General features: G+C 57.8%; 21 protein-coding genes. 7 read left to right on the forward strand and 14 right to left on the reverse strand.

The window, feature by feature from the left end:
* Positions 1 to 28: 28 nt before the first annotated feature.
* From ACYZTU_RS09450 to ACYZTU_RS09470, 5 genes are all read right to left on the reverse strand, one after another.
* Positions 29 to 1,018: an ABC transporter ATP-binding protein gene (locus ACYZTU_RS09450; RefSeq protein WP_461969643.1), complete on the reverse strand. Its 990-nt coding sequence runs from the start codon at positions 1,016 to 1,018 to the stop codon at positions 29 to 31.
* Entirely contained in the window at positions 1,015 to 1,815 is an 801-nt protein-coding gene (locus ACYZTU_RS09455) for an ABC transporter permease (RefSeq protein ID WP_461969645.1), read from the reverse strand. Before ACYZTU_RS09455 ends, ACYZTU_RS09450 begins: the two co-directional genes overlap by 4 nt.
* Positions 1,802 to 2,647, reverse strand: coding sequence for an ABC transporter permease (locus ACYZTU_RS09460; RefSeq protein ID WP_461969647.1), 846 nt, complete (start codon positions 2,645 to 2,647; stop codon positions 1,802 to 1,804). The genes ACYZTU_RS09455 and ACYZTU_RS09460 overlap by 14 nt, the downstream gene beginning before the upstream one ends.
* Positions 2,644 to 3,450: an alkaline phosphatase family protein gene (locus ACYZTU_RS09465; protein WP_461969649.1), complete on the reverse strand. Its 807-nt coding sequence runs from the start codon at positions 3,448 to 3,450 to the stop codon at positions 2,644 to 2,646. Before ACYZTU_RS09465 ends, ACYZTU_RS09460 begins: the two co-directional genes overlap by 4 nt.
* 122 nt (positions 3,451 to 3,572) lie before the next feature.
* Positions 3,573 to 4,640 (reverse strand): ABC transporter substrate-binding protein, encoded by a 1,068-nt coding sequence (locus ACYZTU_RS09470; RefSeq protein ID WP_461969650.1) that lies wholly within the window; start codon positions 4,638 to 4,640, stop codon positions 3,573 to 3,575.
* Positions 4,641 to 4,990: 350 nt separating this feature from the next.
* Here ACYZTU_RS09470 and ACYZTU_RS09475 point away from each other — a divergent pair, with 350 nt between their 5' ends.
* Positions 4,991 to 5,704 (forward strand): UTRA domain-containing protein, encoded by a 714-nt coding sequence (locus tag ACYZTU_RS09475; RefSeq protein ID WP_461969652.1) that lies wholly within the window; start codon positions 4,991 to 4,993, stop codon positions 5,702 to 5,704.
* Positions 5,705 to 5,734: 30 nt separating this feature from the next.
* On the opposite strand, the gene ACYZTU_RS09480 is transcribed toward ACYZTU_RS09475, so the two are convergent.
* Positions 5,735 to 6,502 carry a DODA-type extradiol aromatic ring-opening family dioxygenase gene (locus tag ACYZTU_RS09480; protein WP_461969654.1) on the reverse strand — a complete coding sequence of 256 codons (768 nt, stop codon included), beginning with the start codon at positions 6,500 to 6,502 and terminating at the stop codon, positions 5,735 to 5,737.
* Between the two features lie 103 nt (positions 6,503 to 6,605).
* On the opposite strand from ACYZTU_RS09480, the gene ACYZTU_RS09485 reads away from it, so the two are divergent.
* On the forward strand, positions 6,606 to 7,259 hold the full coding sequence (locus ACYZTU_RS09485) for a thiopurine S-methyltransferase (protein WP_461969656.1): 654 nt from the start codon (positions 6,606 to 6,608) through the stop codon (positions 7,257 to 7,259).
* A 65-nt stretch (positions 7,260 to 7,324) separates the two neighbouring features.
* Here the strand turns inward: ACYZTU_RS09485 and htpX are convergent, their stop codons facing one another.
* Together htpX and ACYZTU_RS09495 are read right to left on the reverse strand one after the other, a co-directional pair.
* A complete protein-coding gene (gene htpX / locus ACYZTU_RS09490; RefSeq protein ID WP_282380135.1) occupies positions 7,325 to 8,212 on the reverse strand; it encodes a protease HtpX in 888 nt (295 codons plus the stop codon).
* Positions 8,213 to 8,528: 316 nt separating this feature from the next.
* Entirely contained in the window at positions 8,529 to 9,740 is a 1,212-nt protein-coding gene (locus tag ACYZTU_RS09495; RefSeq protein ID WP_008030363.1) for a pyridoxal phosphate-dependent aminotransferase, read from the reverse strand.
* A gap of 226 nt (positions 9,741 to 9,966) precedes the next feature.
* Between ACYZTU_RS09495 and msrB the strand changes: the two genes are divergently transcribed.
* The 3 genes from msrB to ACYZTU_RS09510 all read left to right on the forward strand — a co-directional run bounded on the left by msrB (position 9,967) and on the right by ACYZTU_RS09510 (position 11,413).
* The gene (msrB, locus tag ACYZTU_RS09500) at positions 9,967 to 10,362 is read left to right on the forward strand and encodes a peptide-methionine (R)-S-oxide reductase MsrB (RefSeq protein ID WP_461969658.1); all 396 of its coding nucleotides are present in this window, start codon (positions 9,967 to 9,969) and stop codon (positions 10,360 to 10,362) included.
* A gap of 104 nt (positions 10,363 to 10,466) precedes the next feature.
* Positions 10,467 to 10,952: a glutathione peroxidase gene (locus tag ACYZTU_RS09505; RefSeq protein ID WP_074878825.1), complete on the forward strand. Its 486-nt coding sequence runs from the start codon at positions 10,467 to 10,469 to the stop codon at positions 10,950 to 10,952.
* A complete protein-coding gene (locus tag ACYZTU_RS09510) occupies positions 10,949 to 11,413 on the forward strand; it encodes a MarR family winged helix-turn-helix transcriptional regulator (RefSeq protein ID WP_461969660.1) in 465 nt (154 codons plus the stop codon). Before ACYZTU_RS09505 ends, ACYZTU_RS09510 begins: the two co-directional genes overlap by 4 nt.
* Here the strand turns inward: ACYZTU_RS09510 and ACYZTU_RS09515 are convergent.
* A complete protein-coding gene (locus ACYZTU_RS09515; protein WP_461969662.1) occupies positions 11,394 to 13,715 on the reverse strand; it encodes a hybrid sensor histidine kinase/response regulator in 2,322 nt (773 codons plus the stop codon). The genes ACYZTU_RS09510 and ACYZTU_RS09515 overlap by 20 nt on opposite strands.
* Before the next feature lie 166 nt (positions 13,716 to 13,881).
* Here ACYZTU_RS09515 and ACYZTU_RS09520 point away from each other — a divergent pair, with 166 nt between their 5' ends.
* Together ACYZTU_RS09520 and ACYZTU_RS09525 are read left to right on the forward strand one after the other, a co-directional pair.
* Positions 13,882 to 14,772, forward strand: a complete 891-nt coding sequence (locus ACYZTU_RS09520) for an ATP-binding protein (RefSeq protein WP_461969664.1) — start codon at positions 13,882 to 13,884, stop codon at positions 14,770 to 14,772.
* Positions 14,769 to 15,251 (forward strand): GAF domain-containing protein, encoded by a 483-nt coding sequence (locus ACYZTU_RS09525; RefSeq protein ID WP_461969666.1) that lies wholly within the window; start codon positions 14,769 to 14,771, stop codon positions 15,249 to 15,251. The genes ACYZTU_RS09520 and ACYZTU_RS09525 overlap by 4 nt, the downstream gene beginning before the upstream one ends.
* Here the strand turns inward: ACYZTU_RS09525 and ACYZTU_RS09530 are convergent, their stop codons facing one another.
* The 5 genes from ACYZTU_RS09530 to ACYZTU_RS09550 all read right to left on the reverse strand — a co-directional run bounded on the left by ACYZTU_RS09530 (position 15,252) and on the right by ACYZTU_RS09550 (position 24,687).
* Positions 15,252 to 18,200 (reverse strand): HD domain-containing phosphohydrolase, encoded by a 2,949-nt coding sequence (locus tag ACYZTU_RS09530; RefSeq protein ID WP_461969668.1) that lies wholly within the window; start codon positions 18,198 to 18,200, stop codon positions 15,252 to 15,254.
* A 49-nt stretch (positions 18,201 to 18,249) separates the two neighbouring features.
* Positions 18,250 to 21,894 (reverse strand): transporter substrate-binding domain-containing protein, encoded by a 3,645-nt coding sequence (locus ACYZTU_RS09535; protein ID WP_461969670.1) that lies wholly within the window; start codon positions 21,892 to 21,894, stop codon positions 18,250 to 18,252.
* 8 nt (positions 21,895 to 21,902) lie between these two features.
* Entirely contained in the window at positions 21,903 to 22,529 is a 627-nt protein-coding gene (locus ACYZTU_RS09540) for a response regulator (protein ID WP_449644135.1), read from the reverse strand.
* Between the two features lie 253 nt (positions 22,530 to 22,782).
* Positions 22,783 to 23,175 carry a response regulator gene (locus ACYZTU_RS09545; RefSeq protein ID WP_461970996.1) on the reverse strand — a complete coding sequence of 131 codons (393 nt, stop codon included), beginning with the start codon at positions 23,173 to 23,175 and terminating at the stop codon, positions 22,783 to 22,785.
* Between the two features lie 183 nt (positions 23,176 to 23,358).
* The gene (locus ACYZTU_RS09550; RefSeq protein WP_461969672.1) at positions 23,359 to 24,687 is read right to left on the reverse strand and encodes a deoxyguanosinetriphosphate triphosphohydrolase; all 1,329 of its coding nucleotides are present in this window, start codon (positions 24,685 to 24,687) and stop codon (positions 23,359 to 23,361) included.
* Positions 24,688 to 24,729 lie beyond the last annotated feature (42 nt).

Below are 24,729 nucleotides of genomic sequence, written 5' to 3' on the forward strand. Positions count from 1 at the left end.
GGTTCTCTCTTCAACATCAGCAAAGGCATCAGGCTACCTCACAGAGGGCCGTCGGATCGATGGAAAGCGCCAGACGCTGACCATCGGGATGCAGATCGGCCGCCGAGCGGTTCAGCACATCCACCACCAATTCCACGCCCCGGGCTTCAACCCGGTAGCGAATCACGTTGCCCAACAGGCTGTGGCTGCGGACTTGCGCGTCGAGTTCGCCGTTCAGGCTCAGCTCGATGGCTTCCGGGCGAATCGCGATGCGGTGGGTAATGGGACGCTGCAGCAGTTTTGTGGCGCTGTCGGCGTCCAGAAGGTTGTAGTTGCCGATGAAACCTGCGGCAAAGAAATCGATGGGTGCGGTGTAAAGGGTCTGGGCGTCGCCGCTCTGTACGATTTTCCCCTGATTCATCAAGAAAATCCGGTCTGACATCGTCAGGGCTTCTTCCTGATCGTGAGTGACGAAGATTGTGGTCAAGCCGAGTTCACGCTGGATCTGACGGATCTGTTCGCGCAAGTGCTTGCGAATCCGCGCATCGAGGGCCGACAGCGGTTCATCCAGCAACAACAGACGTGGTCGGGTCACCAACGATCGGGCGAGGGCGACTCGCTGGCATTGGCCGCCGGACAGTTGATGTGGATAGCGCGCGGCGAAATCGTTGAGTTCCACCAGTTTCAGCACTTCGGCAACACGCTTATGGCTGTCGTCGGCGTTGACCTTCTGCATGCGTAAACCAAAAGCGACGTTCTGCTCCACGGTCATGTTGGGGAACAGCGCATAGCTCTGAAACACCATGCCGATCCCGCGTTTCTGCGGGCTCAACGGCACGAGGTCGGCGCCATCGAGCAGGATCTTGCCGCCATCCACCGACGTCAGGCCTGCGATGCAGCGCAGCAGCGTGGATTTACCGCAGCCGGACGGGCCGAGGAGGGTGACGAATTCGCCCTTCTGGATCTCGCAGTTGATATCGCTGAACACGGTGGTGCCGGCGTAGTTTTTCTGTAGGTGTTGGACGCTGACATAGCTCATTCGCTTTTGTCCTTGTTCAAGATATTGGCCGCCCAGGTCAGAACCAGCACAAAGAAGAAGTAGGAAATCACCAGCGCACTGGTGAAGTGGCCGCTGCTGTTACGCATGTTGTTGAGGTAGACCTGCAGGGTTTCGTAGCGGGTGCCGACGAGAATGTTGGCGAACACGAACTCACCAAACAGAAACGAAAACGACAGCAACAACGCCACCATCAGGCCCTTGCGCAGGTTCGGCAACACCACCAGGAACGCGGCTTGCCAGGTGCTGGCCCCAAGCAACTGAGCGGAGTCCATCAGGTCGCGCAGGTTGATCGCCTGCAGGTTGTTGGTGATCGCCCGGTACATGAACGGCAGCGCGATGGTGAAGTAGCAGCCAATCAGAATCCACGGTGTACCGACCATCGCAAACGGCCCGGAACCATAGAGCTGCAACAGCCCCACCGACGACACCACGGGCGGCACCGCGAAGGGCAGCAGGATCAGGATGTTCATCAGCGCATCAAGTTTGGGGAAGTGGTAATGCACCACGAACAGCAACGGAAGAATCAGCACCACCGACAGAATCAACGCGCCGACGCAAACCAGCAGCGACTGCCCGAACGCATTGAGAAAGCGCGGATCGCTCCACAGCTGGACGTACCACTTGAGGGTAAAGCCGCTGGGCAGAATGGTCGCCGACCAACTGCTGGCGATTGAGTAAATCAGCGTCCCAAGCAGCGGCAACAACAGAATGGCAAACAGCAAGTACACCACCACCCGGTGATAGACACCGATGGGGCCCAGTTCAGCGCGAGACATGGTAGCTCCTCTTCAGCAGCAACTGATGCACGATGGTCACCAGGGTCATCAACGCCACCAGCACCACGGCCAGGGCACTGGCCAGGTTCGGGTCCAGGGAAATGTCGCCGGAAACCATCGCCGCGATACGGATTGGCAGCACGTTGAAGTTGCCGGTAGTCAGGGCGTACACCGTGGCGTACGCACCCAGGGCGTTGGCCAGCAGGATCACGAAGGTGCCAAGCAGCGCCGGTGTCAGCACCGGCAAACCGATGTGGCGCCAGAACTGCCAGCCGTTGGCGCCGAGCAATTGGGCGGACTCACGCCAGTCTTCGCGCAAGGCATCGAAAGCCGGGTAGAGCAGCAGCACGCCCAATGGAATCTGGAAGTAGGTGTAAAGAATGATCAGCCCGGTTTTCGAGTACAGGTTGAAGTCCTGAATGATCCCGGCCTGCTTAAGCAAAATGGTGAAGCTGCCGTTGAAGCCCAGCAGGATGATGAACGCGAAAGCCAGGGGCACGCCGGCGAAGTTGCTGGTCATGTTGGCGAAGGCGTTGACGAAGTTGCGCAGTTTCGAGTCGACCCGGCGCAAGGAGTAGGCGCCGAGTACGGCGATGATGATGCCGAACACGCTGGACCAGAAACTGATCTCGAGGCTGTACTGGATCGCTTGCAAATAGAACTTCGAATTGAAGATCTTCGTGAAGTTCGCCACGCCCCAGCCGAACTCTTCCGATTGCAGGCTGTTGATCATCACCCAGACGAGGGGGGCGATCTCGAACACGATAAAGAACAGTGCGAAAGGCACCAGGCACAAGGCTGCCAGCCATTTGCCGCGCGTCATGGCGTTCATTTGAGCAATTCCCGGCAGACAGGTTTGTCGTGGGTCACACCCAGCAATTCGCAGACGGTGCCGCATATTTCAATCTGTTTCGGTGCGGCATCGGCGTTGAAACTGAAGGCATCTCCCAGAACGAACAGCGGTACTTCGCGCTCTTCGGCCAGCAGGCCATTGTGGGAACGGTCGTTGTTCATCCCGTGGTCGGCGGTCACCAGCACCTGGTAACCGGCGTCGAGCCAGGTTTGCAGGTAGTCGGCCAGAATAATGTCCGCCGAGCGGGCGCTGTTGCGGTATTGCGGGGTGTCCAGACCGTGTTTGTGCCCGGCGTCGTCGATGTTCATGGGGTGGACCAGTAAAAAATTCGGCGCATGACGCAGACGCAGGTTTTCGGCGTCGGCGAACAGGTGCGAGTCCGGGTAGTGATCGTTCCAGTAGAAATGACCGTGCTGGATCGGCAGGTCGGGGTTGTCGGTGTGACGATCCCGTGCGGCAACGAAGGGCGAATTGTTATACAGCTCGCTGACCCAGTGATAGGCAGCGGCGGCGGTTGTAAGGCCGGCATCACGGGCGTAGTGATAGATGCCGCGCTGGTTGGACAGGCGCGAGACGTTGTTGTGGACGATGCCGCTCTCGATGGGCGGGACGCCGGTGAGGATGCATTCGTAAAGCGGTCGGGACAGGGCCGGCAGCTCGCACTCCAGTTTGTAGAGCGACGCGCGTCCTGCGCCAACATAAGCCTGCAGGTGCCCCATGGCGTGGCGCGCGACTTCGTAATTGAGGCCGTCGAGCACCACAAGGATGACGTTGTGCTTCATAGGGGCAAAAACTCCGCAAAACAGAAATTCATAAACTCGAATTCACCACGGTCCACTGTGGGAGCGAGCTTGCTCGCTCCCACAGGGATCTCCATTAGCCCGCCAAATGGCGGGCTACAGGGTTATTGCATATTGACGATGACTTCTTCGTTCCACTTCTGCGGCAAAGCCTTGGAAGTCTTTTCCCACGCATCCGCGTCTTTGATCGGCGTGACCTTTTTGTACTGCTCGTTAGGCAGCAGTTGGGCCTTGACGTCATCCGGCAATTTGACGTGGTCGGCGCGGATCGGACGGGCGTTGCCGCGCGCCAGGTTGATCTGACCGGCATCGCTGAAGATGTACTCGCGGGTCAGCTTGGCGGCGTTCGGGTTTTTCGCGTATTTGTTGATGATGGTGGTGTAACCGGAAATCACCGAGCCATCGGATGGAATCAGCACCACGTAATCATCCGGATTCGCCATCTTGGCCTTGTAGCTCAGGCCGTTGAAGTCCCAGACCACGCCGACTTCGATTTCACCCTTTTCCATCGTGGCGATGGTCGGGTTGGCCATGGACAGGCGTCCTTGTTTGGCGATATCTGCGAACAGCAACAGCGCTGGTTGCAGGTTCTTTTCGTCGCCACCGTTGGCCAGTGCTGCGGCCAGTACGCCGTTGGCGGCCTGGGCGGCGGTACTCACGTCACCAATGGAAACCTTGTATTTACCGGTTTTCAGATCAGCCCACTTGGTCGGGGCTTCGGAACCGTGCAGCAGCTTCTTGTTGACGATAAACGCGATGGTGCCGGTATAGGCCAGCGCCCAATTGCCGTCCTTGTCCTTGGCCCAATCTGGAATCTGATCCCAAGTAGAGGGTTTGTAAGGTTGCACCACATCTTGCTTGACCGCGATCGGGCCGAAGGCTGCACCGACGTCACCGATGTCAGCCGTGGCGTTGTCTTTTTCAGCTTTGAACTTGGCGATTTCCTGGGCCGAGCTCATGTCGGTGTCGATGTGCTTCAAGCCGTAGTTCTTGGCCAGGTCATCCCAAGTGCCTTTCCAGTTGGCCCAGTTATCGGGCATGCCGACGCTGTTGACCTCACCTTCCGCTTTCGCAGCGGCTTCCAGAGTTTTCAAGTCGGTGTCAGCGGCCATGGCGGCGGTGCACATGGCAATGGTCGAGCCTAACAGTGATGCCAGGAAAAGCTTTTTCATCCGAAGCTCCTTTGGGCGTTTTCAACGCTGCAATTTGCGGTTGTGTTGGTCTAGGTCAGCAATACCTGAGCCAATTTAGGCCGGTTGGATGACATTTTGATGTCGACGACCGGTCTAGCTCTATGTTCAGCGCTGGAATGCTCAGGCTCCGGGGTAAGCGTAGACCATGGCTAAAGAGCTGATATGAAAGGACTTGGCCATGAAATTGCAGGTGTCTGGATCAACCGTTCGGCGGCTTTGTCATCTGTCAGTCATAAGCAGTGCCTAGGCTTGCAGGGAGTTGATGGGAGCCGATTGAATCGCGGTTCCGCCCCGAAACAGTGCTGGTCTAGTCCAGATAGGTAACGTTGATGCGCATCGAGACAACCAAAGCGGTGACAGCGATCGGGCAGGTTCTGCAGGAACAGCTTGACCATGGCCTGTTGGCGCCCGGTAGCAAACTGCCGGCCGAGCGTAAACTCAGTGAGTTGTTCGGTACCACGCGAATCACCGTGCGTGAAGCGTTGTTGCAGTTGGAAGCCCAGGGTCAGATTTATCGGGAGGAGCGCCGTGGCTGGTTCGTGTCGCCACCGCGCCTGGCGTATAACCTGATGCAACGCAGTCACTTTCACGCGATGGTCAGTGCACAGGGGCGTGTACCGTCCACCGAGGTGATTTCAGCGCGGTTGCAACCGGCGTCGGCGGCGGTCTGTGCCTGGTTGCAGTTGCCGGCGTTGTCGAGCGTGATTCAGATTCGCCGGGCGCGGCGGATTGATGAGCGACTGGTGTTGTACGTGGAGCACTATTTGAATCCGCAGTTTTTCCCGGGGATTCTGGATTTCGATTTAAATCAGTCGATTACCGAGCTGTACGCGCGGCATTACGATTTGCATTATGGGCGGGTGCGTTTCGAGATTGTGCCGACGGCGTTGTCGGTAGATGCGGCGGCTGCTTTACGAGTGACGGTGGGGAGTCCGGGTTTGCGCATCGCTCGGGTCAATTACGATCAGTATGAGCGGTTGATCGATTGTGATCTGGAGTTTTGGCGTCATGATGCAATTCATGTCGGGGTCGATGTGGTCTGAGCCTGGCCGCCACAGGTCTCGGTTCTGTCATTACCCGAACCGGTAAATGTCCATACCCAGCGCGCCCATGGTGAACCCTTTGTGGCTCACGCTGAAGGTCCCTCCCGCACTGCGCGCGAAGTACAACGGCAGCAAATGTTCTTCACTGGGATGGTTGCGCACGGCATTAGGTGCTCGCTGTCGGTAATCGTGTAATGCGGTTTCGTCGTTGGCAGCGAGTTTTTCGATCATCCAGTCTCGAAATGCCTGGGCCCAGGGTTCGACGCTTTCCGGGCCTGCGTGCCAGTCCAGTTCGCGCAGGTTGTGGGTGATGCTGCCGGAACCGATCAACAGCACGCCATGTTCGCGCAGACTGGCCAGCGCATGGCCGACGCGGGTTTGCAGGGACGGGCCACCACGGGTGGGCAGCGAGACTTGCACCACGGGGATATCGGCGTGTGGATACATCAACGACAAGGGCACCCAGACCCCATGGTCGAACGGCCGTTCGGCGTCGATGCGTGCAGACAGGCCATTGCTCTTCAGCAGTTCGACAACCTCTGCGGCCAATTGTGGATCGCCGGGCGCCGGGTATTGCACGTCAAACAACGCCTGTGGGAAGCCACCGAAGTCATGCCAGGTTTCAGGCTGGGGATTGCCGCTGACGAGCAATTCATTGCTTTCCCAATGCGCGGAAACAATGATGATGGCCTTGGGTTTCGGTAATTCTGCGGCCAGGCGAGCGAGGGCGGGCCCGCTGGCGCCCGGTTCCAGTGCCAACATGGGCGAGCCATGGGATATGTACAGGCTGGGGAACATGAATGAGCTCCTGAGGCGTAAGATGGCATCATCTTCAGTCAGATCATTGATCTAAATCTAATATAAGTTTTAGAGTCTTTTGATCGAATTTTCGGGATTAATTATGCAGCCGGAGTTTTGGCACAAGCGGTGGACGTCGAATCAGATCGGCTTTCACCTGCCGGAAGTAAATCCATATCTGCAACGGTACTGGCCGCAGCTGGGCCTGGAAGAGGGCGCGCGCGTACTGGTGCCGCTATGTGGGAAAAGCCTGGATCTGCTGTGGCTGGCGAAGTGCGGTCACGAGGTGTTGGGAGTCGAGCTGTCGGAAAAAGCGGTGGAAGATTTTTTCCACGAGCATCAATTTGATCCAGACGTCAGCGACCAAGGCCCGTTCACTGTCTATCGGGCGGGCTCGATCGAGATCTGGTGTGGTGATTTCTTCGCGTTGACTGCCGGCGATGTCGCCGATTGCAGTGCGCTGTACGACCGCGCTGCGTTGATCGCCTTACCGCCAACAATGCGTGAGCAGTACGCCGAGCATCTGAAGCGGATTCTTCCAAAGGATTCTTTGGGGCTGCTGATTACCCTGGACTACGACCAGCCGCAAATGGACGGACCACCCTTTGCCGTGCTGGATGACGAAGTGCAACGGTTGTTCGGGGCTTCGTGGAAGTTAAAGATTCTGGAGGACCAGGACGTTCTGGGTGAGAGCTGGAAGTTTCTGGAAAGCGGTGTGACGCGGCTTGAAGAGCGGGTGTATCGCCTGATGAGTTGATGGAACAGCAACGCACAAAAAAGGGGCGATCATCAGATCGCCCCTTTTTTGTCACCGCAGGACTGTCAGCCCCGACGACGCAATGCGTCGATGCGTTCTTCCAGCGGCGGGTGGCTCATGAACATGCGGGCGAACCCTTGTTTGATGCCGCCGTTAATGCCGAAAGCATTCAAGGTGTCCGGCATGTGCACTGGCAGCCCTTGCTCCGCACGCAGGCGCTGCAGGGCGCCAATCATCGCGTTGGTGCCCGCCAGGCGTGCACCGGCTTCGTCGGCACGGAACTCACGTTTGCGCGAGAACCACATGACGATGGAGCTGGCCAGAATGCCCAGGACCAGTTCGGCGAAGATGGTCGCCACGTAGTAGGCAATGCCCTGGCCTTCTTCATTCTTGAAGATCACCTTGTCGACAAAGTTGCCGATGATCCGCGCAAAGAACATCACGAAGGTGTTCACCACGCCCTGGATCAGGGCCAGGGTGACCATGTCGCCATTGGCCACGTGGCCGATTTCGTGTGCCAGAACAGCTTTCACTTCATCCGGCGAGAAACGCTCGAGCAGGCCTTGGCTGACCGCGACCAATGCGTCGTTCTTGTTCCAGCCGGTGGCAAACGCGTTCGCCTCGTAGGCCGGGAAAATACCGACTTCGGGCATCTTGATCCCGGCTTCCCGGGACAATTGCTCGACGGTTTGCAGCAGCCATTGCTCGTGACGTGTGCGCGGCTGGCTGATGATTTGGGTGCTGGTGCTCATCTTCGCCATCCACTTGGAGATGAACAGCGAGAACAGCGAACCGGCGAAACCAAAGACCGCACAGAAAATCAGCAGCTGATTGAGGTTGAGATCAACCCCGTTGGCCGCCATGAACCCGTTAAAGCCGAAAAGGCTCAGGGTGATGCTGGCAATCAGCACGACCGCCAGGTTAGTGGCCAAAAACAGCAGGATGCGCATCATGGTTGTAGAAATCTCCTCATGCTAAAGATGTAGCGTACTGCGGGGTATATAAGGTGCTGAACCGGGCTATTCAACCGGGTGACTATTTCAAACTGTGTCCTACGGCAACAGCCTAGCTATTTGAAGGGCATTTCCGACGTCGATAGGGGAAGTGTTTGTCAGTCATTTCACGTCGCAGGCCCCGTCGTTGTTAGGCGTGAGCGCGCAACGAGTCATCAGCCAGCAATTGAAGAAGCGATGTTCGGCAGGGCGCAAAGATATGTTGCTGAATCAATCACCGTGCGACTTGCGCAAGCGTCGCACGGTGACAGGCCGCTTACTGGCGATAGGACTTGAGGAAGTTGCCAATCCGTCCGATGGCCATGTCCAGGTCGTCCACGCGCGGCAGGGTCACCACACGGAAGTGGTCCGGCCATGGCCAGTTGAAGGCGGTGCCTTGAACCACCAGCAGCTTCTCCGACAGCAGCAGGTCGAGCACGAATTTCTCGTCGTTATGGATCGGGCAGACTTTCGGGTCGATCCGTGGGAACGCATAGAGCGCGCCCATTGGCTTGACGCAGCTTACGCCGGGAATGTCGTTGAGCAGTTCCCAGGTACGGTTGCGCTGTTCCAGCAGCCGACCTTGGGGTAATACCAGATCATTGATGCTCTGATAACCGCCGAGCGCTGTCTGGATAGCGTGCTGGCTCGGCACGTTGGCACACAGGCGCATGTTCGCCAGCATGTCGATGCCTTCGATGTAGCTCTGGGCGTGATGTTTCGGGCCGGAAATGGCGATCCAGCCGGAACGGAAACCAGCCACGCGATAAGACTTGGACAGACCGTTGAACGTCAGGCACAGCAGATCTGGCGCCAGGGAGGCCGTGCAGATGTGCACGGCATCGTCGTACAGAATCTTGTCGTAGATTTCGTCGGAAAAAACCACGAGGTTGTGCTGACGGGCCAGTTCCAGCATGCCCAGCAGGACTTCTTTCGAATACACCGCGCCGGTCGGGTTGTTCGGGTTGATGATCACCAGTGCTTTGGTGTTCGGGGTAATCTTGGCCTTGATGTCGGCCAGATCCGGCCACCAGTTGGCCTGCTCGTCGCACAGGTAATGCACCGGGTTGCCGCCCGACAGGCTCACCGCGGCGGTCCACAGCGGGTAATCCGGGGCGGGCACCAGCACTTCGTCGCCGTTGTTGAGCAGGGCCTGCATCGACATCACGATCAGCTCGGAAACGCCGTTGCCCAAATAGATGTCTTCAATGCCGACGCCTTCCACCTGCTTTTGCTGGTAGTACTGCATGACGGCCTTGCGGGCGCTGAACAGACCCTTGGAGTCGCTGTAGCCCTGAGCGGTCGGCAGGTTGCGGATCACGTCCTGGAGGATTTCATCCGGCGCTTCGAAACCAAAAGGCGCTGGGTTGCCGATGTTCAGCTTGAGGATGCGATGGCCTTCCTCTTCCAGGCGTTTGGCGTGCTTGAGCACTGGGCCGCGAATGTCGTAGCAGACGTTGGCGAGCTTGTTCGATTTGCTGACCTGCATGGCGATGTGTTCCCGAAAATGAACGATCCAGGCGGCGTATGAACAACCGCGCTGGGAATCCTGCGTATTCACACAGGCCTGACGCCTTGAGAGGCAGCACCCATAAATCCGTTTGAATGCGCGTGGTCTGGCTGCCAGACTGGCGTATGACGAGGCGCAATCATACGTGCCGCCCGATCCGTGGAAAAGGTACAGATCGGGCTTTTTCAGCTGCTGAGGTGTGATGATGGAAAAGTTGGAAAAAACCCTGGAAGAATGGAAAGCAATGCTCGACCCGGAGCAGTACAACGTTTGCCGTCTCAAGGGCACCGAGCGACCGTTCTCCGGCAAATTTAACGACACCAAAACTGACGGTGTTTACCACTGCATCTGCTGCAACGAGCCACTGTTCGACTCCAAGACCAAATTCGACTCCGGCTGCGGCTGGCCAAGCTTCTACGCGCCGATCGGCGACAGCGCCATGGTCGAGATCCGTGACGTCAGCCACGGCATGATCCGCACCGAAGTGGTCTGCGGCAAATGCGATGCACACCTGGGGCACGTGTTCCCGGACGGTCCGCCGCCGACTGGCCTGCGTTACTGCATCAACTCGGTGTGCCTGGACCTGGTACCCCGCGAGTAATAAGCCAGAGGGCGATCCGATGATCGCCTTTCGGATATTTAAATTGCACACAATTCAATTGCTCGCTATGTTTATCTCATCTTCCCTCATTTAGAGTCCGAATCATGAGCGACAATCTGCTGAGTATCCCTTGCACCACCATCAAGGGTGAGCAAAAGACCCTGGCGGATTTCGCCGGCAAAGCCGTGCTGGTGGTCAACACCGCGAGCAAATGCGGTTTCACCCCGCAGTACAAAGGCCTTGAAGAGTTGTGGCAGACCTACAAGGATCAAGGTCTGGTGGTGCTGGGCTTTCCATGCAATCAGTTCGGCAAGCAGGAGCCGGGCAACGAAGGGGCGATTTCGGAGTTCTGCGAATTAAACTTCGGCGTCAGTTTTCCGCTGTTCAAAAAGATTGAAGTCAATGGCGCCGGTGCCCATCCGCTGTTCGTTCAACTGAAAAAGCGCGCGCCGGGTGTGCTGGGTTCCCAGGGCATCAAGTGGAACTTCACCAAGTTTCTGATTGGCAAGGATGGCCAGCTGGTCAAGCGCTTCGCCCCCGCGACTAAACCGCAGGACCTGAGCCGCGAGATCGAAGCCCTGCTCAAATGAACACCTTGTCAGTCGATTCCCTGAAGCTCGACAGCCAACTGTGCTTCAAACTGTACGCCGCTTCCCGGGCGGTGATCCGCGCCTACAAGCCGATGCTCGATCAGCTCGGCCTGACCTACCCGCAATACCTGGCGATGCTGGTGTTGTGGGAATGGCAGGAGGCAGCCCCTGAGCAGCCGACGGTCAAGGCGTTGGGCGAACGCCTGGCGCTGGATTCCGGCACCCTGACGCCGTTGCTCAAGCGTCTTGAGCAACTGCAACTGGTTCAGCGTCAGCGCTCGGCGCGGGATGAACGTGAAGTGCACTTGAGTCTGTCGCCCACCGGCAAGGCCTTGCGCGATCAGGTCGGGCCGCTCAAGGCCCGTCTGCTGTGCGACAGCGGTGTGGATCTGGATCGCCTGAATGATCTGCGCGATGGCCTTGATCACCTGTTGGGGCAAATCAAAGCACTGTCGTTGTAGGGACCCACAAGTCCAGCAGGGCAGCCAACTCTTCCCGGCGGAAGGGTTTTGCCAGGTAATCGCTCATGCCCGCCGCACGACAGCGTTCGCGCTCTTCGGACATGGCGTTGGCGGTCAGGGCGACGATGGGCAGCTGTGGCCAGCGACCGCTGCGACGGATTTGCCGACTGGCCTCGTAGCCGTCCATCACCGGCATGTTGCAGTCCATCAGCACCAGATCGAATTCGCTCTGCTCAAGTTGATCCAGGGCCTCGCCACCGTGACCGGCGACGATCACCTCGCAACCAAGTTTCCCAAGCATCCCCTTGGCCACTAATTGGTTGACCGGATTGTCCTCCACGAGCAGCACACGTCCGCGTCGTTGTGAGGAAAGCGTGTCGAGCCGGGCATCGTTGATCGTGTTGAGTTCCGGCTGCAGGACTCGTCGCAGCGTCTGGTATAGCGCGTTGCGCGCCAGAGGCCGCGCCTGTTGCTGCAAGGGGGCGAGGGCGGCGGCTTCTTCGCTGGGCATGAAACTGCCGTAAGCGGTGACCAGCAGAATGGGGGCTGTACACGAGGGACGCAGGCCAAACAGGCATTCGGGGCAATCGGTAATCAGTACATCAGGGTTCAGACCCTGCAACGAGTCATCGATGGAACGCTGCTGATAGTCGAGCCCCCAGCCGGGCAACACACTGTTCAGCAGTTCTGCCAGACCGCTGCTCGCGGCGGTGATTGCGATGACCTTGCCCTGTAAAGAGGCCGGAGGCAACGCGCGGGTGTGGCTGGGCAGCGGCAGATCCGCGCAGAACTGGCTACCGAAGCCTGCTTCCGAGCTGATGGTAAGGCGCCCTTGCATGACTTCGCAAAGGTTGTAGGTCAGCGCCAGGCCCAACCCGGTCCCGCCGAATTGCCGGGTAATGCCGGCACCCGCCTGGGTGAAGGGCTGGAAGATCTTGACCTGGGCGTCCTGGGCGATACCGATGCCGGTGTCGCAGACTTCGATTCTGACGCCGTCCTCGAATGTCGAGAGGCGCACATCGACCCGACCGAAACGGGTGAACTTGAGGGCGTTGGACAACAGGTTGCTGACGATCTGTCGGACCCGGGTCGGATCCCCGAGCACCAGCGCCGGAAAATGCGGATCGATCAGGCAGCTCAGCTCGACGCTCGGCGCGGCGTTCTGTGACAGCAGGTTGGCGGTATCCTCGATCAGCGAGCCGAGGTCGAACGGAATATGTTCGAGCTCAAGTTGGCCGGCATCGAACTTCGACAGATCGAGGATATCGTTGAGCAGTTCAACCAGTACTTTGCCCGAGTCATGGGCGATGGACAGCTGTTGCTGCTGCTCGGCATTGAGCGGACCGTCCAGGGAAAGCGCGATCATCCCCAGCAGGCCGTTGAGCGGCGTGCGGATCTCGTGGCTCATGTTGGCCAGGAACACAGAGCGCGCGTCGGCCATGCCCAGGGCGGTGCTGCGGGCGACTTCCAGCTCCTGATTGGATTGGCTGAGCCGAGTGTTGATCGCCTTGAGTTCCGCCGTGCGGGCCGAGACGATGTTCTCCAGTTGCCCGAGGTAGTCGGTCAGGCGGTTTTCGGCGTTGCGTCGCTGCTGGATTTCGGTGGCGATGTTTTCGAACTGTTGATTGGCAACCTTGACCAATACACCGATTTCATCGTTTTCATGGCTCGTCGGGCATTCCATCGACGTCGGCTCCGCGCTGCGCGGGTCGCGACTACTGAGTTCGCGGATGACACGCACCAACGGCTTGGTCAGCATCACATAGAACAGGGCCAGCAGGATGCCGGTCAGAAGCAGGCTGCGGGCGAAGCCATTAAGCAGTGTCACCTCGGCCCGGCGCAGGAACCGGTTGCCGAATGAATAGGTGTCGACGTCAAGACGCAGGGTGCCGAGGGATTCGGTCGGCAAGTGATCCAGGTAGAGACGGTCTTCGAACTGTCGGTTAGCACCGAACAGGAAGTCGCTGATCACCCGATAGCCGCGTTGCACGCCTGGGCGTTTGACGTTGGCCAGCACAGTATTGTTATTGTCGATCAATTGCGCGCCGATGATCGCCGGCGAGCGCAACAGGCCCAGGGTCAATTCCTGAGCGAGTTCGGCGTCGATGTTGTAGGCGATGCGGGACGCGGGGTTATGGCTGATTTCCAGTAAAGACAGGATTTCGCGGTTGATGGAGGCGTCTTCACTGGCATAATCGATGCCTATTTGCAGCAGACTGAGCAGCGTGCCCAGAATGAAACCGACCAGCACAGTAAGCCTGGCTTGCTTGTAGGACAGCCGGTTGGTGAACTTGATATCCATGGGGTGTTGAACCACTTCCGTTTCCCTTCGCTGGTCAAGCATAGTCGATCATGCATGGATACCGATGTCCTCGCGAGCCCTTGTGCAAAGGGATGAACCGGACACCGAGCGCTGTGTTTCGTCGCTGTATCGCCATCATTACTGTGAACGTGCCCGAGGAGAAGACGTGGATTCCCGATTAAATGCTTTTCTTGAACGCGCCGATGCCGTTTTGGCCCGTATCGAACCGCTGCTGCCCGCACCTCGGCAAGTCATCGACTGGAACCACTGCCTGGCTGCACGCTGGCAACGCGAGGGGCGCAGCGGTTTTATGCTGCCGCTGCAAGTCAGCCTTGACATGCGTTTGTCCGACCTGATCGGCGTTGACCGGCAACTGGAGCAACTGGGGCGAAATACCCAACAGTTCCTCGACGGCATGCCGGCCAACCACGCGTTGCTCTGGGGCTCGCGCGGCACCGGTAAATCGTCGCTGGTTCGCGCCTTGCTGGCCGAACACGCCAAGGCGGGTTTGCGGCTGATCGAGATCGAACGCGATCACCTGGCAGACTTGCCGCGAGTGGTCGAACAAATCGCCAAACTGCCCCAGCGTTTCGTGCTGTTCTGCGATGACCTGTCGTTCGAGTCGGGCGAGGGTGACTATCGGGTGCTCAAGAGCGTGCTCGACGGTTCTCTCGAACAGGCGCCGGATAACGTTTTGCTGTACGCCACTTCCAACCGCCGCCATCTGGTGCCGGAAAAGGAAAGCGATAACGAAAACTGGAAAAGGGTCGACGGCGAACTCCATCCCAGCGAGGCGGTGGAAGACAAGATTGCGCTGTCGGACCGTTTCGGATTATGGCTGTCGTTCTACCCGTTCACCCAGGAACACTTCCTCAACGTCGTCGAACACTGGATCGGTCAACTGGCCAACAAGGCGGGCCTCAAGTGGCAACGAGACGAAGAACTGGAGATCCTCGCGGTGCGCTGGGCCACGGGCCGGGGTAATCGCAACGGACGATGCGCGTATCAATTTGCCCGCTACTGGGTCGGGCTGAAGCTGTTGGAGCACAAGGCATGATCGATCTACAGAAGAGCGGCCAGGGCCTCGAAGGCTACGGCATGCTGTGGGCGCAATTGGAGTCATTGCTGGCGGGCGAGCGGGATTTCATCGCTAACGCCGCGCAGTTCTCGGCGTTCCTGTACAACCAGCTCGATGACCTGAATTGGGCCGGGTTCTACCTCAATCGCGACGAAGAGTTGGTGCTCGGCCCTTTTCAAGGGCAGATCGCCTGCGTGCGGATTCCATTCGGTCGGGGCGTGTGCGGGGCTGCGGCGGCGACCTTGCAGACCCAGTTGGTCGAGGACGTGCACGCGTTCCCCGGACACATCGCTTGCGACAGCGCGTCGAACAGCGAACTGGTGGTGCCACTCGTCAAGGACGGTCGATTGATTGGCGTGCTGGACCTCGACAGCCCGAAACTGGCGCGTTTTACCGCTGAAGATCAGGCCGGTATCGAGCAATTGGCGGCGATTTTCCTGCGCCTGACCGACTGCTGATCATGCCCTTAAGCCTGCCTTGACCAGCAGGCTCGACGAGTCCACCGCATCGATTTGTTGGGCATCGAGGAATCGATCGGCGTACTGCAAATAGATTTGTTCGTTGATGAACAGCCCGAACAACTCAGGATCGATGTGGGCGTCCCGGCACATGGTAGCCATGATGCCCAGCGCCTCGCTCAACGATTTGGCTTTCTTGTAGGGGCGATCGGCGGCGGTCAGTGCTTCGAAAATATCGGCAATCGCCATCATCCGCGCCGGCAGGCTCATTTCTTCACGCTTCAACTGTTTGGGATAGCCGGTGCCGTCCATTTTTTCGTGGTGGCCGCCGGCGATCTCCGCGACGTTGTTGAGGTGGCCTGGGAAGGGCAGGTGGCTGAGCATCCGAATCGTCTGCACCATGTGGTGATTGATGATGTAACGCTCCTCGCGGGTCAGGGTGCCTCGGGCAATGCTCAGGTTGTAGAGCTCGCCCCTGTTGTACTTGTAGCGCGGCACATCGAGTTTGAATCCCCAGGGATTATCTTCCGGAATCAGTTCGGCTTCGGGTCGTTCGAACAGGTGCTCGGGTTTGTCCGCCAGCAATGGTTCGCTAACCGGCAGTGCCGGTGCCGGGGTTCGCGCCTGGCGCCGGTTCTCTTCCCAGGAAACGCCCAGCCGGTCATCCAGTGTTCGGGTCCAGGTGCGCTGGGCCATGCTGTGCAGGCGTTGCAAATCGGGCTCGGCCATCGCCTCGCCACCCAGGTTGCAGCGGGCAACGAACGCGAAGTCATCGTCCAGTCCCGCCAGAGTGGCGTTGCGCAATTCGGCCAGGGGCTGCTCGTCACCGCCCAGGGCCATATCCTGCCAATAGTTGATCCAGACATCGCGCTTGAGCACTTCGAAACGGGTGCGGATTTCGTGGATGCGGTCGTTAAGCGTTTCCAGCTTCGTGGATTTATCGACCACGTATTCCGGAGTGGTGACCTTGCCGCAATCGTGTAGCCAGGCCGCGATGTGCAGCGCTTCCCATTCATCGTCGGTGGGTTGATAGCCACTGAAGGCCGGGGCCTGGCTGGCCGCGGCGGCTTGGGCGAGCATCAGGGTCAGCGCCGGCACTCGCTGGCAGTGACCGCCGGTGTAGGGGCTTTTGGCGTCAATCGCACCGGCCAGCAGTTGAATGAAGGCGTCCAGCAGTTGTTTTTGTCTGGCTTGCAGACGCTGACTTTCAATACTCACGGCAGCCGCACCGGACACGGCCTGGAGGAACGCGATGCGGTCCGGACGGAGTTTTTCCAGATCGCTCTGGTTGCCGGTATCGGCCAACAGCAGGATCAGCAGGCCCACGGTTTCGTTATGACGATTGTGCAGTCGAATACCGATCAGATGAACGCGGGGGCACTCCAGTGCAAGCAGCACCTTCTGCAAATCCCCCGCCTGTTCGAAACCAAGCGTGGTGACGACGTTGTCGGCATCCGCCAGCTGCCGGAGCCATGCAGGGCTATGCGGAGCCTGGAGTTCGTGTCCTTGAAGATCAAAGGACGGCAACGCCTGTGAGATGCCGTTGATGACCAGACCCTGTGGCTCCATGCGATCTCCATCACTTTCGCGCAGGTAGATCAGACCGGCCTGGGCCTGGCCGATTTTCACAGTTTCAAACAACACGCGTTCCAGCAAGGGGGCAAAACGGACCTCGGCGCTCAGGCTTTCGGTGATCTGGAAAAAACTCGCCAAGGTATCTTTCATGCGCGTCATCGACACGCTCAGTTGGTCGACTTCGAGTACGGGAGAGCGACGTGAGGGCGGAAAGTTGAAGTCGAAACTGCGAACCGCATCGGCCTCCCGCACCAGCGCGCGCAAGGGTTTTACCAGAATCCGAGAGGTCAGCCAACCCAGCGGCAGGCATAGCAACAGCGTGGCCAAGGTAATCAGCGCGCCTTGCCAGCGCATGCGGTAGGCATCGACGAGTAATTCATCTTCCGGTACCAGCAGCGCCAGTTGCAGTCCCTGGGGGCCACCCTCCTGCATGCTGCTGCGGGCAACGATCCATTGACGACCGGCGACATCCAGGCGGTTACCTTCGGGGGGATTGTTGAGCAGCGCGCCGAGGTTGGGGCTCAAGTCGGCGGCTTTGATCAGGCGGGCAGTCTGATCGTCGATGATCAGTTTGCGGCTGTCGGGATAAGCAATGGCATTGCCCTCGGCATCGAACAGCACGATTTCGGTGCTGGGGGTCACCACATGATTGGCCAGGGTCGCGGAGAGTTCCGCCAGGGTCAGATCGGCGCCCATGACGGCTTGTTCGCCGCTGCGCCGGGCCAGGGTGGTGCCGACATCGTGGGTGGAGAAAAAAATGTAGGGTTCGGTGGTGATCTGATCCCTGTCGCTGAGGGCGTTGGCATACCAGGCGCGGGTTCGCGGATCGTAGGTTTCGTCGGGATTGTCCTGGCGACTGATGAGGGTCAGATCTTGATCGAAAAACAGTGATTGGGAGCGGACCTTTCCGTTGTTGCCGGTTCGCTCAATGCTCCACACCTGATAAGCCGCAGTGTCCGGGGCATTCAGGAGCGTTTTCAGACCGGAGGTTCGCAAGGACCGAACCATGAAGAAATCACCATTGCCGTAGCCCAGATACAGCGAGGCCAGGTAGGGGTTGTCCTTGAGTGACTGGCTGAAGGGTTTGAACAACGCCAGGCGTTGCTCCAGGTCAGGTGCCTGCGTCGCCGGGTAATCCGCCAACAGGCTCAGCAGATGACGAATCGGCTCATAGGTGGTGTGCAGGTCAAGGCGGACGTCCTGCTCGATGCGGTTGAAGAGCTTTTCACTACTGGAAAGAATGATCTGCGTGGTTTGCCGGTAGTTGAAAATGCCCAGCACCACTCCAGTCAGCATCAACAGGAGCGTGAACATCACGCTGATATGGACGTGCAGGGGAAACCGCCGTTGATCCGGGCGCAGAGGGCTGGGCATTGCAGGTCTCTCCATGATGGTAAACACACTGCTCAGCGTCCTAGCATAGTTAAGGCTCTGTCATTCTGCTGTTGTCGTTTTGGCCAATTTGTTGCTGCAAGGCTTGCTCCAGTTCGAGCATGGCGCGCTCTATAGCCTTGCTGCAATCGGCCACCTCGTCGTGATGGAACACTTCATGGCAGGCCTTTTCCAACGCCTCGCAGCTGTCGATCACTCGGGAGGCCTGGACGATTCGGGCGGCGCCCTTGATTTTGTGGGCGACGTCGAGAAATGACTGTGGGTCTTTGGATAGGTTCAGGGCCAGCAATTCTTGTCGGTCCAAACGGTTGCTGTTCAACAGTTCGGCCAACAATCGCTGGTCCAATAGCGGATTTCCACCCGTCAAAAGCCGCAGCCCTTGCAGGCTGAACGCCGGATCGCGGACGGTCGGCCTGATACCTTCAACCCACTGACTCAAGGCTGTCAGGGTGAGGGGCTTGAACAGGCAGTCGTCCATCCCGGCTTGTTTGCAGCGTTGTATTTCTTCCGGTTGCGCGTTGGCGGTAAAACCCAGAACGGTACAGGGCGGGCGTTGCGTTTGTTGTTCCTGTCGGCGAATGGCGCGGGCCAGTTCGTATCCATTCATGATCGGCATGTTGCAATCGACAATCACCAGATCGAACGGCTCTGCTTTCCACGCCTTGTATCCCGCTTCGCCATCCGCCTGGACGCTGAATCGATGCCCCAGAAACTCCAGTTGCTGGCACATGAGCAAGCGATTGGCCGGGTGATCGTCGACCACCAGAACGTTCAAGGGGGTCGCCGTGGTGTGTATGTGCGCTTCAACAGTCTCCGGCACCTGCTCAAGTGGCAGTGTTTCCAGGTGCAATGAAACCTCGACTTGAGTGCCCACACCTGGCTGGCTGCTCAATTGCAGGCTGCCACCCATCATCTCGCACAGGCTGCGGCTGATCACCAGACCCAGTCCTGCGCCACCTCTGTCTGATTGTGCACAGTTATCGGCTTGAGCGAAGGGTTCGAATAACCGCTGCTGATCCTGTTCGCTGATGCCTATGCCACTGTCCTGAACGTGCAACAGCATCTGAACCCGCTCGGGTTCGGTGGTGGGCTGCAGGTCGACGATGACCCTGACCTGGCCCTGCTCCGTAAACTTGATGGCGTTGCTGACCAGGTTGGACAGTACCTGCTTGAAGCGCATGGGGTCCAACAGGACATCAAACTCCGAATTGGCAGGGCGGAATTCCAGCAGCAGGTGGAGATTTTTCTGGCGCGCCAGTCCATCGAAGACCCGCACGACCGAGGTCACGATTTCACCTGGATTGACGCGTTCAGGGCTCAGGCTAAGACGCCCGGATTCGATCCGTGCAATGTCGAGAATGTCCCCGATCAGTTCCAGCAGATCCTTCGCCGAGTTGTACGCCACATCGATGGCGGGGCGATCCGGGTGCTCATGATCGATACGCTTGAGCGTCAGTTCGAGCAGGCCGATGACCGCATTCATCGGGGTGCGGATCTCATGGCTCATGGTCGCCAGAAACGTGCTTTTGGCCCGGTTGGCTTCATCGGCGCGCTCTTTCGCGCAGCGCAGCTCATCGAAAAGTTGCCGCCGTTCACTGATGTCGATCCAGCCGCCGATGATACCTTGCACTTCACCGCTCGAATCACGGTAGGGAAGAATCCAGTGGTAAATCGTCAGCCTGTGGCCGCCGATGTGCAACGCGCGGTCGAGAATCAGCGGTATGCCCTCGGCCACGACACGCTGGTAATCGGCCTGATATTCCCGGGCTTCGAACGCATTGCTCATGTTGCCCTGCATGACGCTTTTGCCGATGACGTCTTCACGTTTCGCACAGAAGGCTTCCAGGTAACTGTCGTTGCAGCTTTGCAGCAGTCCCTGGCGATCGCGTACGTAGATGGGATGAGGCGTACCGTTGACCAGCGATCGCATGAATTCGAGTTGATCGTTCAACGCGCGCTCGGCCGCCTGACGCTGCTTTATCTGGCGACGCATGTAAGCGTTCCAGGCAAAGGAAATCAGCAGCAGCACCCCGCAACCGATAATGATTTGGTAGAACAGTCGGTGATAGAGGCGCCAGGTGCTTTGCGAGGATGCCGAATAGCCACGCCAGCGGCTGTTGATGATGCCCAGCTCTTGCGGCGCAATGCTCAGCAGCGCCTTGTTGAGGATGGAATTCAGTTCTTTGGCATCTCGGCCTGTGGCCAGGGCGAACGCGGCCTGGCGGGTACCGATGGTGGTACTGATTTGAAGTGTGTGCTCGAAGAGCCGCGATGAGATGAAGTAGTTGGCAATTACCAGGGCGTTCACCGCGCCGTCTGCCTTGCCCTCGGCCAGCAACTCCACGGCGCTGAACGCGTCCTGTGTTTCAATCAGCTTGATCTGTGGAAACTCGCCGCGCAGGTAATCCACCAGGGGATTGCCTTGGGCGATAGCCAGGCGTTTGTCCTGCAACTGCGCAAGGCTTGTCGGGCTGTCGGCGGCTTTGCGAGTCAGCAGGACAAATGAGTTTTGCAGATAGGGGCGGGTGAAGTTCAACGTCGTTTCACGTTGGACGCTGGGGAGCAGGGCGGCGATCAAGTCGACCTTATTATCCCTGATCTGCTCGATCATCTCGTCATCGCTGCGGCTGCGATGGACGTCGAAACGCAACCCGGTGCGCAATCTGATCAGCTCGAGCAAGTCTGCGGTAACCCCGCGAAAATTGTTATCACTGTCGAAAAACGTCAGCGGCGCGAAGGCCTCATTGACCACCACACGGACTACCGGATGTTGCGCCAGCCAGCGTTCCTCGTTGTGGGTGAGCTGCAGTTTTTGATCGGTGAGAAGAATGTCACTGCCGGCACTCCAGCGTTTGGCGATGTTATCGCGTTCGCTGGTGGGGATCGCCCAGAGCATTGCGTTGATGATCCCGAGCAGTTGCGGGTTGTCCTTGCGCACGGCAAAGCTGAAACCGTGGGCTTCGTGTTTGCCGAAATTGGCCATGCGGATGTTGTTCAGGTAGCCCTTGTTGATCATGTAATGGGTGGAAATTGTGTCACCCAGAAAAACATCAGCCTGGTCGAAGGCCACTGCATTGATCGCATTCTGGTAGGACGGAAAGGACGTGATGATCGCCCTCGGATACATTGCCTTGACCTCTTCCAGCGGCAAATAGTGATACACCATGCTCAGCCGTAGACCGGCCAGGCCATCGGTCAAGGATCTGGTTTCTCCTTCGCGTGTCACCAGAACCGGCTGGTCTACGGCGTAGGGTGTGGAAAGTACAATGTCGGCGTTATGCGCTTCGAATCCATTGGCGCTACCCAGTAAGTCGACCTCTCCGTTTTCGAGTGCTTCGATTGCGGTCTCCCGGGACGCAAAGCGCAGAACCTTGATTGGCAAACCGGTTGATGTACCCAGGATGCCCGCGTAATCGGCGGTATAACCTTCGTAGTCGTGACCACTGGTGGTCAGGTCGAAAGGGGGGTAGTCCGGGGCTGACGTGCCAAGGATCAGTTCCCGTTTATTCTTGATCCATTGTCGTTGTGATTTATCCAGTTGGACTTCCTGGTGTCCGGTCATTGAGCGACTGAGCAGGGTGTAGTTCTCGCTGACGGTCTGCGCAGCGAGCACTGAGGTGCTCAGGCATAAACCTGCGGCCATCAGTGGCAGATAATCCTTTATACGACTGGGCATCCTGTCTCTCACACTAGCGCGTTACGTTTTGCCATATCGATGAGTTCAACCAAGGATTTGGCCTTGAGTTTTTGCATGAGGCGTTTTTTATAAGTGCTGACAGTCTTGTTGCTCAGAAACATTCCTTTGGCAATTTCCTTGTTGGTGCGGCCTTGGGCAAAGAGTTGCAATACCATCAGTTCTCGGTCATTGACTGACTTGAACAGTTCCAGGTCGGCAAAGCGCGCGTCATCACTGCGAACAGGGTTCAGCGCCTGACTTGGAAAATAGTTGTAACCTGACAATACGGCTTTTATAGCACTGACCAACTCACTCAAATCTTCCTGTTTGCACACATAGCCTGATGCGCCGGATTGCATGCAACGAATACCAAAAAGTGTCGGGCACTGAGCTGTTAACACCAATGTTTTGAGACGGGTACTCATTGCGTTGAATCGGGCGAGAACTTCCAGCCCATCCAGTTTGGGAATGCTGATGTCGAGAATGACCAGGTCGGGCGTGCATTCGCGAACCATTTGCATGGCGTCGACGCCATTATCAGTTTCGCCGACGACTTTGTAACCTTCATGTTCAAGCAACATTCTGACGGCAAGGCGGATGACCGGGTGATCGTCGACAATAAAAACGGAGTTCATAATCAAATCCCATACGAGCTCAAATAAAGCGCGCACATTAGCTCAGATGGTTGAGGTGACGCATGAACTGACGGACCTGTAGCGGCAATATAGGATGATTCCTACAGATGAAGAAGAATAGGACTACGTATCAACTGGATTTTTAATGAGGAAGGGCAAAGTTAGTTGAGAATTAGTCGAGGTGGTAGAAGTATTTATTTGTAAGGTTTGAATTGTGTTTGTGCTGGGTTTTAGTGCCTTTGGAGTGCGCTTTTTACAGTGAGGCCAGGGTCAACAATTTTCTAAATTCTGATTGTTTCAGCGGTTTTATCAAGTAACCCAACAATGGTAGCCCGTGTTCGTTGGCCTTTTTTTCAAGTTCGTCCAGTTCGGCGGATGTCAGGCTACTTAACAGTATTGCCTGTCTGATCATCCCTTGGTGGCTGGCAAATTTGACCAGATCGAGCCCGGAGAGGTCGGGCAGGCATTGATCGCATAAAAGAATATCAAACGGTTGCACAGCCTTTAGCATTTGTTGCAGCGCGCCATCGGCACTGTCGGTGGTGGTCAGTTGGGTGAAACCATAACTCTCAAGCAGGTATTGAGTCGCCTTGAGTTGAAAGGGGTGATCTTCCACCAGCAAGATGCGCAGATTGTCTTTGAGCATTGGATTATTCACGCTTCTTCTGTCGAACCGAGGGAAGCGGGATTATTTCGCGAAGTTACTGAATAATCGATCAGTTAGCTCAGCACATGTTGTAGGGGGATTCGACGAACGTTGAGTGCACTTGGGTTTTTTAGAGGTAAATCAACCATTGCAGGCGGCGTAATGGCTGATCCACCGGTCTCATCAGTGGCTCGAGCGACCAGTCATCTCCAGCGCCATTTCGCTCGCATAGCTGTCGGTCATACCGGCGATGAAGTCAATCATCCGTAGAAACGAGGTGTGCAATGGGCCGTGAGGATCGGGTGCATTGTTGCCCAACAGGTCGAGGATGCGGCGACTCTTGAACGACGGCGTTCGACCGTTATGCTGTTCCAGTGCCGCGCCGCAGAAGGCGTTGAGCAGGATTTCCAGCGTGGTGTATGCGCCGATTTCATGCAGGGTCTTGCGCTTGTCCTGAAAGATTTTTTTGCGCGCCATGTCCTTGGCATTCAGTACGCAACGTTTGGCGGGACCGTGCATGTGCTCCACCAGATCACCGGGCAGCGTGCCGGCCAGCAACGCGTCCTGTTGCTCGACAAAGGCGCGGGCTGCGGCGTTGGTCAGGTGTTCAATGGCTTTGCCTCGCAGGATCGCCAGTTTTCGCCGACGCGAATCCTGTGGACCGAGCTGGCGATAGGTTTCCGGCAAATCGTCACCTACAAGGTCCAGCAACAGCGACTCGACTTCGGCGTATTCCAGCAGCTCCATCTCCAGACCATCTTCCAGGTCGATCAGCGCGTAGCAGATGTCATCGGCAGCCTCCATCAGATACACGAGCGGATGGCGCGCCCAGCGCTGTTCCTCGAGTTGCGGCAAACCGAGTTTATGGGCGATCTGTTCCAGTAGCGGCAATTCGCTCTGATAGCAGCCGAACTTGTGTTTCTTGTAGCCCAGTGAATCCGCGTGTTTTGCAGTCCATGGATACTTCAGATAGGTTCCCAAAGTCGCGTAGGTCAGTCGGGTGCCGCCGTCGAACTGGTGATATTCCAGCTGGGTGAGTACCCGAAAGCCCTGGGCATTGCCTTCGAAGTTGAGGAAGTCATTGCGTTCGACTTCGCTCATTGCATCCAGCCAGCCACGGCCGGCGGCTTGCTGGAACCAGTGGCGAATCGCGTCTTCGCCGGAGTGGCCGAAGGGCGGATTGCCGATGTCATGGGCCAGGCAAGCCGATTGCACCACCATCCCCAGATCGCTGGGATCGCACCAGTCGGGCAGGGCGCTGCGGATGGTTTCGCCAACGCGCATGCCCAGCGAGCGGCCGACGCAGCTGACTTCCAGCGAGTGGGTCAGGCGCGTGTGGATATGATCGTTGCTGGTGACCGGATGGACCTGGGTCTTACGCCCGAGGCGGCGGAACGCGCCCGAGAAAATGATGCGGTCGTGGTCTTTGTGGAAAGGGCTGCGGCCGAGTTCGTCCGGGCTGTGCAGAGGCTTTCCGAGGCGTTCGCGGGTAAGCAGGGTTTGCCAATCCAAGGCTGGTTTGCTCCGTCAGGTGATTGAGCTCCTAGCTTCCGG

Source organism: Pseudomonas sp. HLT2-19-2 (assembly GCF_054898005.1).

Excerpts from the sequence above, each read along its gene's own strand:
- ACYZTU_RS09515 (WP_461969662.1), bottom strand. The coding sequence starts at position 13,715 with ATGGATATCAAGTTCACCAACCGGCTGTCCTACAAGCAAGCCAGGCTT.
- ACYZTU_RS09485 (WP_461969656.1), top strand. The coding sequence starts at position 6,606 with ATGCAGCCGGAGTTTTGGCACAAGCGGTGGACGTCGAATCAGATCGGC.
- ACYZTU_RS09505 (WP_074878825.1), top strand. The coding sequence starts at position 10,467 with ATGAGCGACAATCTGCTGAGTATCCCTTGCACCACCATCAAGGGTGAG.
- ACYZTU_RS09470 (WP_461969650.1), bottom strand. The coding sequence starts at position 4,640 with ATGAAAAAGCTTTTCCTGGCATCACTGTTAGGCTCGACCATTGCCATG.
- ACYZTU_RS09540 (WP_449644135.1), bottom strand. The coding sequence starts at position 22,529 with ATGAACTCCGTTTTTATTGTCGACGATCACCCGGTCATCCGCCTTGCC.
- ACYZTU_RS09480 (WP_461969654.1), bottom strand. The coding sequence starts at position 6,502 with ATGTTCCCCAGCCTGTACATATCCCATGGCTCGCCCATGTTGGCACTG.
- ACYZTU_RS09510 (WP_461969660.1), top strand. The coding sequence starts at position 10,949 with ATGAACACCTTGTCAGTCGATTCCCTGAAGCTCGACAGCCAACTGTGC.
- ACYZTU_RS09545 (WP_461970996.1), bottom strand. The coding sequence starts at position 23,175 with ATGCTCAAAGACAATCTGCGCATCTTGCTGGTGGAAGATCACCCCTTT.
- ACYZTU_RS09530 (WP_461969668.1), bottom strand. The coding sequence starts at position 18,200 with ATGCCCAGCCCTCTGCGCCCGGATCAACGGCGGTTTCCCCTGCACGTC.
- ACYZTU_RS09450 (WP_461969643.1), bottom strand. The coding sequence starts at position 1,018 with ATGAGCTATGTCAGCGTCCAACACCTACAGAAAAACTACGCCGGCACC.
- ACYZTU_RS09455 (WP_461969645.1), bottom strand. The coding sequence starts at position 1,815 with ATGTCTCGCGCTGAACTGGGCCCCATCGGTGTCTATCACCGGGTGGTG.
- ACYZTU_RS09525 (WP_461969666.1), top strand. The coding sequence starts at position 14,769 with ATGATCGATCTACAGAAGAGCGGCCAGGGCCTCGAAGGCTACGGCATG.
- ACYZTU_RS09495 (WP_008030363.1), bottom strand. The coding sequence starts at position 9,740 with ATGCAGGTCAGCAAATCGAACAAGCTCGCCAACGTCTGCTACGACATT.
- ACYZTU_RS09465 (WP_461969649.1), bottom strand. The coding sequence starts at position 3,450 with ATGAAGCACAACGTCATCCTTGTGGTGCTCGACGGCCTCAATTACGAA.
- msrB (WP_461969658.1), top strand. The coding sequence starts at position 9,967 with ATGGAAAAGTTGGAAAAAACCCTGGAAGAATGGAAAGCAATGCTCGAC.
- ACYZTU_RS09475 (WP_461969652.1), top strand. The coding sequence starts at position 4,991 with ATGCGCATCGAGACAACCAAAGCGGTGACAGCGATCGGGCAGGTTCTG.
- htpX (WP_282380135.1), bottom strand. The coding sequence starts at position 8,212 with ATGATGCGCATCCTGCTGTTTTTGGCCACTAACCTGGCGGTCGTGCTG.
- ACYZTU_RS09535 (WP_461969670.1), bottom strand. The coding sequence starts at position 21,894 with ATGCCCAGTCGTATAAAGGATTATCTGCCACTGATGGCCGCAGGTTTA.
- ACYZTU_RS09460 (WP_461969647.1), bottom strand. The coding sequence starts at position 2,647 with ATGAACGCCATGACGCGCGGCAAATGGCTGGCAGCCTTGTGCCTGGTG.